Genomic DNA, 12,275 nt, shown 5'->3' with positions numbered 1-12,275 from the left:
TCGACCGTGAACTTGCTGTGAGGTGGCAGGCGATTGCACCGCTCGCCGCTGGGTATGGCCGCCGCTGGGCTCGTACAGGAAGGCGAGACGCATGGCGCTGGTATCTCGACTGCTGGCTGCACGAGCGCAGGAGCGGCCGGAGGAGCCGGCGTTCATCGCCGCCGCGGACGGTCACGCGATGTCATGGGCCGCGCTGGCCGCGTACGCCGACCGGCTCCGCGAGCTGGCCGGCGTGCGCCGGTTGCCGCCGGGGGCGCGGATCGGTCTGGTCGTCGCCGACCCGCTGGCCTTCGCTGCCGTCTACCTCGGTGCGCTGGCCGCCGGCCTCACGGTGGTGCCCGTCGACCCGCGGCTGCCGGCGCCGGCCCTGGAGAGCCTCCTTGCCCGGTTGCGGGTCGACGTCGTCATCACCGACGCGCCGCTCGCGTCGCCGGTGGCGGGGGTGGAGACGTGGGTGGCCGAACGCGCCGCGCCGGTGCCGGTTGGCGTGGCCTCGACCGGCGTGCGGCCGAGCGCCGGTGCCGCGTCGCGTCCAGCCGTATTGCTGGCCAGCTCCGGCACGACGGGTGAGCCCAAGAGTGTCCCGCTGTCGGAGGCGCAGCTGCTGCACGCGGCGCGGCGGGTCGCCGGGCACCACCGGTTCGGGCCGGGCCAGCGCGGGTACAGCCCGCTGCCGCTGTTCCACGTGAACGCGCAGGTGATGGGATTGCTCGCGGCGCTGGTCAGCGGTGCGTCGCTGGTGCTGGATCGGCGCTTCGAGCCGGACGCGTACTGGTCGCGGGTGGCGCAGTGGTCACCCACCTGGCTGAACACCGTACCGGCGATGCTGCACGCCCTCACGGCGCAGCCCGCGCCTCCCGAGGCACCCGTCGCGCGGCTGCGGTTCGCCCGTTCCGCATCGGCGCCGCTGCCCGCCTCCACACAGGACGCGTTCACCGCACACACCGGAATCGCGGTGCTGAACACGTACGGCATGACCGAGGCGGCCGGTCAGATCACCGCCGATCCGCTCGACGTCTCCGCCCGGCGCGCCGGCTCCGTCGGGCTGCCGGTCGGCGTCGGGCTGGCGGTCGCCGGCCCGGACGGACGGCCCGTGCCGCCGGGGTCGCAGGGCATGATCGTACTGCGTGGGTGGCAGGTGGCCAGCCGGTATCTGGAGCCGGCCGGGCACGGGGCGGAAGCGAGCCGACCGGCCCGGGACGCGCGCGGGTGGCTGCCCACCGGCGATCTGGGGTTCCGTGACGAGGACGGCTACGTGTACCTGGTCGGCCGCGCCGACGACGTGATCAATCGGGGCGGGGAGAAGGTCCACCCGCAGGAGGTGGAGAACGTCCTGCTCGGCCATCCCGCGGTCAGCTCGGCCGCCGTGGTCGCCGCGCCGCACGAGCGGCTGGGCCAGGTGCCGGTCGCGTTCGTCACGCTCCGGCCGCACCGCACGGAAGCGGGGCTGGTCGAGGAGCTGGACCGGCTGTGCGCCCAGCGGCTGCCCCGCCGCAAGTGGCCGGTCACCGTCACCGTCACCGCCGAGCTGCCGACCAGCCCCACGGGCAAGGTGCTCCGCCGTGCCCTCCGCGCCGACCTGACGGTCCTGGCCGGCGGGCCGGCCCCGGGCGGTAGCCGGTGAGCGGGCCGCCGCGGCCGCTCGCCGATCTGCGCACGGCACCCGACGGCGGACCAGCCGCCCAGACGCGCCCGCCGCAGGACGTGCCACGCGCACCCGCCCACCTCGTCGCGGTCGACGTCGTCCGGGTGCTGACCGTTGCGCTCGTCATCGCCGTCCACGTGCTCGCGCAGCAGCCCGGCGGCGTGCGGTTGTCCAACGGTGCGCCGCTGATCGTGCTGCATGTCAGCCGCGAGGTGTTCTTCCTGCTCACCGCGTTCGTGCTCGCCTACAGCTATCGCGACCGCGCGCCGTCGCGCTGGTCGGCGTTCTGGCGGAAGCGGTACCTGCTGGTCTGCGTGCCGTACCTGCTGTGGAGCGCGGTGTACTTCCTCACCGACGGCGAGCCGCTCCGGCCGGTCGGCGACGCGCTGGCCGGGTTCGGGAACGATCTGCTGACCGGAGCCGCCCGCTACCACCTGTACTTCCTGCTGGTGACCATGCAGGTGTACCTGGTGTTCCCGCTGTTGCGCCGGCTGCTGCTGGCCACCCGCGGCCGGCATCGATGGCTGCTGACCGGCGCCGCCGTCTACCAGGTCGGCTGCTACACCGCCGTCCAGCAGGGATGGGGGCTCGGCGATCCGAGCGCGTACCTGCCCAGTTACCTGGGGTTCGTCGTGGCCGGCGGCGTGGCGGCGTGGCACGCGGAGACGCTCATGCGGTGGACCCTTGGGCGGGTGTGGTGGGTCTTCGCCGGATGCGCGCTCGCCGTCGCCGCGGGCGTCGCGGTCTTCTTCGTCCAGGCCTGGGGACTGGGGCAGCCCCCGGTCGTCGCCGGCGCCGTGTTCCAGCCCGTCGTCGTGGTGGAGAGCGTCGCCGTCGCCTGGGCGTTCCTGGCGTGCGGCGTCGCCTGGCAGCATCGGGGCGCACCGGGCCGGCGTCTGGTGCGCTCCGCCTCGGACGCCTCGTTCGGGGTCTACCTGGCCCACCCGTTGCTGCTGCAGGGTCTGCTCGCGGTGTGCGCGGCCACCGGCGTGACCGCCGTGGCGCAGCGCCAGCCCGGCCCGCTCGTCACCGCGGTCGCGGCGACCGTCGTTGCATTGGTCTATCTGGTGTGCTGGTCGGTGGTCGCGGTGGTGCTGCGCACGCCGCTGAGCCTCGCGCTGACCGGCCGCCCCCGACGCGGTACCCCGGGATGACCCCTTGAGGAGGATGCGATGCGAACGTCACCCGGCATCACGATGGTGATCGACAGTGGCCTGCCCACCGGTGCCTTCACCGATCTCATCACCAGCCACGGCGAGTACATCGACCTGGTCAAGTTCGGCTGGGGCACGGCCCTGGTCACCCGGGACCTCGATCGCAAGGTCGCGGTGCTGCGAGACGCCGCGATCGGGTTCTACTTCGGCGGCACGCTGTTCGAGCACCAGCTGTGGACCGGGCAGCTGGACGAGTACCTCCGCCTGGTCCGGCGCACCGGCGCCACCCACATCGAGGTGTCCAACGGCACCATCCCGCTGGACCAGCACGGCAAGGCCGAACACGTGCGGCGCCTGTCGCAGTACCGCCCCGTGCTGTCCGAGGTCGGCTACAAGGACGCCGACCGCTCGGCGCGGCTCACCCCGGCCGAGTGGGTCGACGCGCTGCACGAGGATCTCGACGCCGGCGCCTTCATGGTCGTCACCGAGGCCCGTGAGAGCGGCCGCAGCGGCATCGCCCGGGCCGACGGGCACCTGCGCCGGGACGTCCTGCACGCGGTGCTCGACAACGTCGACACCGGGCGGGTGATGTTCGAGGCGCCGACCAAGACGCTCCAGGTGGAGCTGATCAACGCCGTGGGCCCGGACGTCAACCTCGGCAACATCGCCGCCGCCGACGTCCTCGGGGCGGAGACGCTGCGCCGTGGGCTGCGGGGCGACACCCTGCTGCAGGTGGCCGCCGGCGTGGGCGAGACCGAACGCGTCCCGTCCCGCGTTCCGCCCGGCGCCTGACCCTGCCGTGTTCCCAACTGTCGAGGAGACCACCATGCGATCCACGCACGACGCCTTCCACGTCGCGGTGCCCACCCACGATCTCGACGAGGCGGTGCGGTTCTACGTCTTCGGCCTCGGCGCCAAGCTGGCCCGCCGCTACGACGACCGCGTCACGTTCGACTTCTTCGGTGACCAGCTCGTCTGCCACCTCGACGCCGCCGCCGTGGCCGCCGAACCCGTCGAGTATCCCCGGCACTTCGGTGTCACCTTCGCCCGCGCCGAGGACTTCGACCGGCTGCTCCGGCTGGTCGAACACCGCAAGCTGCGGGTCCTGTCCGGCCCCGCGACACGATTCGAGGGCACCGCCGAGCAGCACCGCACCATCTTCCTCGCCGACCCGTCCAACAACGTGCTGGAGTTCAAGCAGTACGAGGACCCGAGGCTGCAGTACTGACCATTGACCCGCCACTGAGCCGCCACCGATGCCCGTCGGCCCGGATCGTCGCGCCGGCCGCAGGCCGCCACTGCCCGCCGCGGCGGCGCTCGTCGCGCTCGTGTGCCTGGTCCTGACCGCGTCCCGCGCTCCGTCCGTCCGCACGCCGCCGGGACCGCCCGTCAGGTGGACCCAGACGACCGTCCCGATCGTCGTGGACGGCCTGCCCCGCAGTTACCTGCTGGCCCGTCCGTGGCCGGCCGGCGCGGCTCGGCTGCCCGTGCTGGTCACCCTGCACGGCTGCTGCGTCACTCCGGAGTATGAGCAGCAGCGCGGCGGGTTCGCCGACGTGACCGGGCCGGCGATCCTGGTGTACCCCGCCGGGATCGGCCAGTCCTGGAACGCGGGTAACTGCTGCGGCCCCGCCCAGGCGGGCGCGGTCGACGACGTCGCCTTCCTCACCGCCGTCGTCGACAACGTGCTCGACACCCAGCCCGACGCCGCCTCCGACCGGGTGTTCCTGGTCGGGTACAGCAACGGCGGAAAGATGGCCCTGCGGATGGCCTGCGCGGCGCCTCGACGCTTCGCGGCCGTCGCGTCGTACGCCGCCGTCAGCTCCATGCCGTGCCCGAACCCGGCGCCGACGTCACTGCTGGAGATCGCCGCCACCGGCGACCCGGAACTGACCATCGGCTCCGGCGGAACCACGCACACCCTCAACGGCTACCTCCAACCCACCGTCGACGCGCAGGTGGACCAGTACCGGCGGGCGAACCGCTGTCCCGGCACCCCGATCACCCACGCCCGGGGCAGCCTGACCACCAGCACGTGGCTGCGGTGCGGCACCGGGCGGTCCGTACAGCTCGCCGTCTACCAGGGCGGCAGCCACGACTGGCCACAGGGCGACGACGTCACCCCGTCGGGCGCGCAGGTGATCTGGGCCTTCTTCAGCATTGTCGGGGCGCGTTCATGAGTCGCGCAGCGGCATGGGCACGCTGGCGACGACGACGTCCGGGCGGGTCTTCAACGCGGCGGTGAGCGCGATCTCGAGATGGTTGTGCAGGAAGCGGTACCGCAGCCGGTCCGGCAGCGCCACCGGGATCAGCACGACGATCTGCTCGTCGTGCTGCTCGTGGAGCTCGTCGATGAACGCCACGATGGGGCGGGCCACCGAGGCGTACTCGGTGCGCAGGATCTTGAGTGGCACCCCGGGGTTCCACCGGCCCCACTGCCGGTCCAGCTCGCGGTCCCGATCGGCGTCGCGGCCGGTGTCCTCGACCACGACGTGGACCGCCACCACCCGTGGACTGATCGAGAGGGCTTCCGCGACCGCGCGCTGGGTCAGCCGGTCCACCGCGATCACCGGTACCACCACCATCGTGGGTTTGGCGTGCGGCCTGGCCGGAATCGTGTCGAGGCCGATGGCGCGCCCGAAGCGCGCGTAGTAGGCGTGGGTCCGCGCGAACAGCGCGATGAGCGCCGGCACGGCCAGCACGACCACCCACGCGCCGGCGGTGAACTTGGTGACCAGGAAGATCACGGTGGCCACCGCGGTCGTGGCCGCGCCGGCACCGTTGAGCACCGCCCGGTACTGCCACCGCCGCGGCCGGGTCTGCCACCAGTGTTTGACCAGCCCGGACTGGGAGAGCGTGAAGGCGGTGAACACCCCGATGGCGTACAGCGGGATCAGCGTGAGGGTCTGCCCGCGCACCGCGACGAGCAGCACCCCGGCCAGGCCGGCGAGCGTCCAGATGCCGACCGCGAACACCTGCCGCTCGTCGCGCAGGGAGAACAGGTGGGGCAGATAGTTGTCGCCGGCGAGCCGGCTGGTCAGCACCGGCAGTCCACCGAAGGACGTGTTGGCCGCCAGCATGAGGACCACGGTGATGGTCAGGGACATCACGTAGTACGCCCAGTCCCTGCCGACGGCGATGGCGATGACCTGGCTCAGGACGGTCTCACCCGAGCGGGGACCGATGTGCCAGCGGTTCGCGAGCACGGCCAGGCCCAGCAGCATCACGCCGAGGATGCCGCCGAGCAGCAGCTCGGTCCGCTTGGCCCGGACCACCCGCGGCTGCTTGAACAGCGGCACGCCGTTGGCGATCGCCTCCACCCCGGTCAGCGCGCTGCACCCGGCCGAGAACGCCTTCAGCACCAGCAGTACGCCCACGGCCTCCAGCCCTTGGGTGGGCACCAGCGGCCGGCCCTGGCGCGCCGCGTGCAGGGCCAGCGGGTGGATCAGGCCGATCGCGATCACGACCAGCAGGCCGACGATGAACACCATCGTCGGAAGCAGGAACGCCCGGGCCGTGTCGCCCAGGCCGCGCAGGTTGAGCCCGGTGACCAGGGCGAGGATGCCCAGGCAGATCGGGACCGTGGCCGGGCTCAGACCGGGGAAGGCCGACGTCAGCGACGCGACGCCGGCGGCGATCGAGACGGCGACGGTCAACGTGTAGTCCACGACGAGCGCGGCGGCGGCGAGCAGGCTGACACCGGGCGGGAAGTTCGCCCGGCACACCGCGTACGTGCCGCCGCCGCCGGGATAGGCCTCGATGACCTGGCGGTAGGAGAACACCAGGACGGCCAGTAGCACGACGATCGCGATCGAGATCGGCAGCACGAGATGCAGCGCCGCGAGTCCCGCCGTGGCCAGCACCACGATGATGGCTTCCGGTCCGTACGCCACCGACGTCAGGGCGTCGAGGGAGAGGGCGGGGAGTCCCTCGATCGGAGTGATCTGCTCCTTGGCCACCTGCCGTGCCCGCAACGGGGGCCCGATGAGGAAATGCCGTACCGCCGCCGCTGCGCCCATTGCCCGACCGCCCGCCTCAGCCCGCTCACGCCGCAACGATCATTCGTACCGACGCTACCCACACGGGCGCCGCGACGCTGCCGGTCGGCCGCGGTTGTCCGGTACATCCCTCCGCGCCACCACCCGGCGGTGACCGGCTGCACCGGCCTTGCGGACGGACTATACGAGCGTATAGTGAGCTGTCGGAGCGGATAGTCCGCCACACGTGTGTGTAAGGGGGTGCGGGTGATGGCGCGCCCGGTTGGCGATCCGGCGTTCGAGGACCTGACCGCTCGGGCGCGGATCAGGGACGCCGCGATCCGGCTGTTCGCCGAGCGTGGCATGGACGGCACGACGGTCCGCGACATCGCGCAGCAGGCCGGCGTGTCACCGGGCCTGCTGCGGCACCATTTCGGGTCCAAGGAGGCACTGCGCGAGGCGTGCGACGCCTACGCGCTGGACCGGTTGCTGAAGATCAAGGAGGAGTTCGTCCTCGACGGCAAGATAGCCAGCCCCGGCTTCCTGCCATCCGTGCATCCGACGATGCTGCTGCTGTACAAGTACGTCACCCGAGCCCTGCTCGACGGCTCGCCCAGCGCCGCGGCGCTGTTCGACGACATGGTGACGCTGACCGAGCAGTGGATCAGCAAGCACGCGCCGGACGTCACCGACGACTACCGGGGGTTCGCCGCGGTGATGGTCGGCATGCAGTCCGGGATCCTCGCGATGCACGACCACGTGTCCCGCGCGCTGGGCGTCGACATCTTCACCGCCGAGGGGCACCTGCGCATGGCCGGCGCCATGGCCGACCTGTACTCCCACCCACTGCTCGACCCCGAGTTCGTCGCCAAGGCCCGCCGAGCGATGGAGCCGCTGCGGGCACCCAATCCGCCTACCGCCGCCGGGACCGATCCCGGGGCCGAAGGAGCATGAAGATCATGACCGAGGCGATCCGCGCAGACGCACTGGTCAAGACGTTCGGGCGCACCCGCGCGCTCGATGGGCTCGATCTCGTCGTGCAGACCGGGGAGGTGCACGGTTTCCTCGGCCCCAACGGCGCGGGGAAGTCCACCACCATCCGGATCCTGCTCGGCCTGCTACGCGCCGACGCCGGCGCCGTCCGGCTGCTCGGCGGCGACCCGTGGCGCGACACCGCGGAACTGCATCGCCGCCTCGCCTATGTGCCCGGCGACGTCACACTGTGGCCCAACCTGTCGGGCGGCGAGGTCATCGACCTGCTCGGCCGGCTCCGCGGCGGCCTGGACACCAGGCGCCGCGCCGAGCTGCTGGAGCGCTTCGACCTCGACCCGAGCAAGAAGGGCCGGACCTACTCGAAGGGCAACCGGCAGAAGGTCGCCCTCGTCGCCGCGCTCGCCTCCGACGTCGAACTGCTCATGCTCGACGAGCCCACCTCCGGCCTCGACCCGCTGATGGAGGAGGTCTTCCGCCAGGTGGTCCGCGAGGAGCAGGAGCGCGCCGGCCGCACCGTCCTGCTGTCCAGCCACATCCTCGCCGAGGTCGAGGCGCTCTGCGACCGGGTCACCATCATCCGCGACGGGCGGGCGGTCGAGACCGGCACGCTCGCCGGCATGCGGCACCTGACCCGCACCTCGATCCAGGTCGACCTCGCCGGGCCGGCGACCGGCCTGGACACGCTGCCCGGCGTGCACGACCTGCAGACCCACAACGGCACCCTGCGCTTCGACGTGGACAACACGGCCCTGGATGCCGTACTGCGCCAGCTCACCACGGTCGGCATCCGGAGCCTGACCAGCCAGCCGCCGACCCTCGAGGAGCTGTTCCTGCGCCACTACGACCGGGCGCAGGCGGGCGGCAAGCAGCGCACGGAGGTGGCCCGGTGAACTCGCTGACCGGCACGCGCGCCCTGGCGCGACTGGCGCTGCGGCTCGACCGCGTCCGGCTGACCGTATGGGTGCTCGGGCTCGCGGTGATGCCGATGGGGACCGCGGCCAACTATTTCAAGCTGTACCCCACCGAGGAAGACCTGCGCGCGGTGAGCGGCGTGCTCAGCAACCCGTCGCTCGTCGCGCTGAGCGGCCCGCTGTTCGGCGTGTCGATCGGCGGGCTCACCGCGTGGAAGATCGGCGTGACCGAGTTCATCCTGGTCGGGCTGATGAGCCTGCTGACGGTCGTGCGGCACACCCGGGCCGAGGAGGAGACCGGCCGGCTCGAGCTCATCCGCGCCACGGTGGTCGGGCGGAACGCACCGCTCACCGCCGCCCTGCTCGTCACCGCGCTGGCGAACCTGGCCATCGCGGTACTGATGGCGCTGGGTCTGATGGCGACCGGCCTGCCGGTGGCCGGCTCGGTGGCGCTCGGCCTCGCGACCGGCCTGGTCGGGATCCTGTTCGCCGCGGTCGCGGCGGCGGCCGCGCAGCTCACCGAGAGCGCCCGGGCGGCCAGCGGCATCGCCAGCGCCGTCCTCGGCGGCACCTATCTGCTGCGCGCCGTCGGCGACACCGGGCCGACCTGGCTGAGCTGGCTGTCGCCGGCCGGCTGGGCCCTGCACGTGCGGCCGTACGCCGGCGAACGCTGGTGGGTGGCCGCGCTGTTCGTCGGGTTCGCGGCCGTCTTCACCACGGTCGGGTACACGCTCGCGGGTCGCCGGGACGTGGGCGCCGGCCTGCTCCCGGACCGGCCCGGGCCCGCCGCGGCATCCCCGGGCCTGCGCAGCCCGCTCGCGCTGGCCTGGCGGCTGCACCGCGGCCTGCTCCTCGGCTGGACCATCGGGCTGGCGCTGAGTGGGGCCGTCCTGGGTGGCGCCGCCGCCGGCATCGGGGACCTGAAGTCGCCGAACCAGCAGCTGACCGACATCCTGACCCGGATGGGCGGGCCCAGCGGCCTCACTGACGCGTTCCTCGGCGCGATCTTCGGCATCATCGGCATGGTCGCCGCCGCCTACACGGTGCAGGCGACGCTGCGGCTGCGCCAGGAGGAGAGCAGCGGGCGGGTCGAGGCGCTGCTGGCCACGCGGGTCGGCCGGCTGCGCTGGGCGGCGAGCCACCTGGCGTTCGCGCTGCTGGGCACGGCCCTGCTGCTGGCCGTGGCCGGTGTCGCCGGCGGTCTCGTGTACGGCGCGCAGGTCCACGACGTCGGCGGGCAGGTCGGGCGGCTGCTGGGCGCCGCGCTGGTGCAGCTGCCGGCCGCCTGGGTGCTGGCCGGGTTCGGTACCGCGCTCATCGGCCTGGTCCCGAGGCTCAGCTCGCTGGCCTGGGCGGCGCTCATCCTGTCCGTCCTGCTGGTCGAGCTCGGCGCGCTGTTCGGGCTGAGCGAGTGGGTCGTCGACGTCACCCCGTTCGCGCACGTGCCGAAGCTGCCCGGCTCGGCGTTCACCGTGATGCCGGTGCTGTGGCTCACCCTGATCGCGGTCGCCCTCGGCGCGGCCGGCCTCGCGGGGCTGCGCCGCAGGGACATGCCGGTGACGTGAGCACGCCCGGATCGAGGGCCGCGCGGCTCGACCCGCGCGGCCCTCGACCGGTTGCTGACCGGTTGCTGACCGGTTGCTGACCGGTTGTTGACCGGTTCAGCAGTAGGCCCGGCGGTCGCCGCCCCACGTGCTGTCCGAGGCCGGTAGCTCAAGGGGAAGCTCCGCCCGCAGGGTAGTGCCCTGGCCGCGCGGGCTGTCGATCGTGATCGACCCTTCGAGGGCATCGACCCGGTCGGCCAGCCCGCGCAGGCCGGCGCCGCGGGCCGGGTCGGCGCCGCCAACGCCGTCGTCGTGCACCGTCAGATGCAGCTTGTCGTCGCGAACCGTCACGTCGAGGCGAGCGTGCGAGGCGCGAGCGTGCCGGTCCGCGTTCGCCAGCGCCTCCGCGGCGATGTGGTAGGCCGCCATCTCGATCGGCTCGGGGAGCCGGCGGTCGAGGTGCACGTCGAGCTCGACCGGGACGCCCGAGCGCCGGGCCAGAGCTTTGAGCGCGGGTTGCAGGCCGCGGTCGGACAGGATCATGGGGTGGATGTCGCGGGAGATCTCCCGAAGGTCGTCCAGCACCCCGTTCAGCCCGTCCGGCACCGCGGACAGGTGCCGTCGCAGCTCCTGCAGCTCGGGCGGGACGCTCGACACCGCGCCGCCCGACTGGATGGTGATCGCGATGAGCTGCTGGATGCCGTGGTGCAGGTTGCGTTCGATCTGGCGCCGGGCCTGGTCGGCGGCGACCACCACGCGAAACCGGGAAGCCGCCAGATCGCAGCGCGCGCGGGTGTTGGCGATGGCGGTGGCGAGCAGGTCGGCGAATTCCGCAAGCCGTGCCTCGGCGTCGGGGGCCAGCGACCGCGTGCTCGTCACGGTGGCGTTCACGGCTCCCCAGAGGTGTCCCTCGACGAGGATCGGGGCGCCGACCGCCCCGCGGACGTGATGCCGGCGCAGGTAGGCGGCGATCGCGCCGGGGGCGTCGGCGTAGCTGTCCATCCGGGCCGGCCGGCCGGTCTTCAGGACCGTCGCCGTGACGCTGTGGCCGTCCAGCGGCAGCCGCGTGCCGGCCGGTATGTCGATGCCGGCGGATCGCCATGCGCCGACAAAGGTCGCGGTGCCGTCGCTCTCGTAGCGCACGACGTGCGCGCCGTCACTGCCGATGAGCCGCTGGAGATCCGCGGCGGCGGCATCCAGGACCGCGGCCGGTGCGGCGCCGCGCGCCACGCGGGTCGCGATGCGCCGCACCGCGGCCTGTTTCCTGGCGGCGCGGACGAGTTTCTCCACGCGTCGCTGCACGGAGTCGCCCATCACGTTGAACGAGCGCGTGAGGTCACCGACCTCACCCGTACCGGTCTCGGGAACCCGCTGGTCCAGGTCGCCTCGCGCGAGGTGGCCGGCCATGGCGGCGGCCCGGCGAACCGGCCGGACGATGACCCGGGCCGTGTACCCGACCACGACACAGCCGACCAGGATCGCGCCTGCCATGCCACCGACGACCGCTGTGACCGCCTGCCTGGCGGTCGTCCGGGCGTGCTGGTCACGATCGGCCGCGAACTGCCGCTCGCTCGTCGCGAACCGGTCGAGTTCGGCCTGCAGCTCGGCGATTCTGCGCTCGTCCTGCTGCAGCGTCGCCGTGCTGTGCGCGGCGGGATCGCCGCGCTCGGCCGCCTGCAGCACCGGCGTCGCGTGGTCGCGGATGTACGACTCGCTGTCCTGCGTGATCTCCTGCGCCTGACGGACTTGATCCGGCGTGCGGGCCAGCCGCTGCAACCGAGTGTTGGTGCGGGTCAGCTCGGCGTGCCGCTGATGCCACGTCTCCAGCAATCTCGGATCCCGGGTGACGATGAAGCCCCGCTCGGTCCGGTCGAGGTCAAGAACCTGCTGTTCAGCCTCCGCCTCGGTGGCAAGAAGCTCCACGGAACGTGCCGACATCCGGTCCGTTTCGCGATGCTGAAGAATCGCGACGAGTAAAGCGCTGAACGCGGCGCCGAAAACGAATATGAGTACTAGGTAGCCGATGATGAGGCGAGGAATCAGCCCACCAC

At 72.6% G+C, this 12,275-nt stretch carries 10 protein-coding genes; 8 read left to right on the top strand and 2 right to left on the bottom strand.

Annotated features, from left to right (window positions below; genetic code table 11):
* Window positions 1-91: 91 nt before the first annotated feature.
* Genes ACGFI8_RS26180 through ACGFI8_RS26160 form a run of 5 tightly spaced genes read left to right on the top strand, consistent with a single transcriptional unit; the run spans window position 92 to window position 4,979 of the window.
* Entirely contained in the window at window positions 92-1,624 is a 1,533-nt protein-coding gene (locus ACGFI8_RS26180; RefSeq protein WP_392808779.1) for a class I adenylate-forming enzyme family protein, read from the top strand.
* Window positions 1,621-2,799 carry an acyltransferase gene (locus ACGFI8_RS26175; RefSeq protein WP_392808778.1) on the top strand — a complete coding sequence of 393 codons (1,179 nt, stop codon included), beginning with the start codon at window positions 1,621-1,623 and terminating at the stop codon, window positions 2,797-2,799. The genes ACGFI8_RS26180 and ACGFI8_RS26175 overlap by 4 nt, the downstream gene beginning before the upstream one ends.
* Window positions 2,800-2,817: 18 nt before the next feature.
* On the top strand, window positions 2,818-3,591 hold the full coding sequence (locus ACGFI8_RS26170; protein WP_392808777.1) for a phosphosulfolactate synthase: 774 nt from the start codon (window positions 2,818-2,820) through the stop codon (window positions 3,589-3,591).
* A 34-nt stretch (window positions 3,592-3,625) separates the two neighbouring features.
* Entirely contained in the window at window positions 3,626-4,027 is a 402-nt protein-coding gene (locus ACGFI8_RS26165; RefSeq protein ID WP_392808775.1) for a VOC family protein, read from the top strand.
* Window positions 4,028-4,055: 28 nt separating this feature from the next.
* Entirely contained in the window at window positions 4,056-4,979 is a 924-nt protein-coding gene (locus ACGFI8_RS26160) for an alpha/beta hydrolase family esterase (protein ID WP_392808773.1), read from the top strand.
* On the opposite strand, the gene ACGFI8_RS26155 is transcribed toward ACGFI8_RS26160, so the two are convergent.
* Entirely contained in the window at window positions 4,974-6,818 is a 1,845-nt protein-coding gene (locus ACGFI8_RS26155) for an APC family permease (RefSeq protein ID WP_392808771.1), read from the bottom strand. The genes ACGFI8_RS26160 and ACGFI8_RS26155 overlap by 6 nt on opposite strands.
* Window positions 6,819-7,046: 228 nt before the next feature.
* Between ACGFI8_RS26155 and ACGFI8_RS26150 the strand changes: the two genes are divergently transcribed.
* Genes ACGFI8_RS26150 through ACGFI8_RS26140 form a run of 3 tightly spaced genes read left to right on the top strand, consistent with a single transcriptional unit; the run spans window position 7,047 to window position 10,245 of the window.
* On the top strand, window positions 7,047-7,730 hold the full coding sequence (locus ACGFI8_RS26150) for a helix-turn-helix domain-containing protein (RefSeq protein WP_392808770.1): 684 nt from the start codon (window positions 7,047-7,049) through the stop codon (window positions 7,728-7,730).
* A 5-nt stretch (window positions 7,731-7,735) separates the two neighbouring features.
* Window positions 7,736-8,659 carry an ATP-binding cassette domain-containing protein gene (locus tag ACGFI8_RS26145; protein WP_392808769.1) on the top strand — a complete coding sequence of 308 codons (924 nt, stop codon included), beginning with the start codon at window positions 7,736-7,738 and terminating at the stop codon, window positions 8,657-8,659.
* Complete coding sequence (locus tag ACGFI8_RS26140) at window positions 8,656-10,245, top strand: ABC transporter permease (protein ID WP_392808767.1); 1,590 nt, start codon at window positions 8,656-8,658, stop codon at window positions 10,243-10,245. Before ACGFI8_RS26145 ends, ACGFI8_RS26140 begins: the two co-directional genes overlap by 4 nt.
* 96 nt (window positions 10,246-10,341) lie before the next feature.
* Here the strand turns inward: ACGFI8_RS26140 and ACGFI8_RS26135 are convergent, their stop codons facing one another.
* Window positions 10,342-12,147: a HAMP domain-containing protein gene (locus ACGFI8_RS26135; protein ID WP_392808766.1), complete on the bottom strand. Its 1,806-nt coding sequence runs from the start codon at window positions 12,145-12,147 to the stop codon at window positions 10,342-10,344.
* Between the last annotated feature and the right edge of the window lie 128 nt (window positions 12,148-12,275).

The organism is Dactylosporangium sp. NPDC048998 (assembly GCF_043197855.1).
Lineage (GTDB): Bacteria > Actinomycetota > Actinomycetes > Mycobacteriales > Micromonosporaceae > Dactylosporangium.
This window is presented reverse-complemented; position numbering and strand designations above follow the sequence as displayed.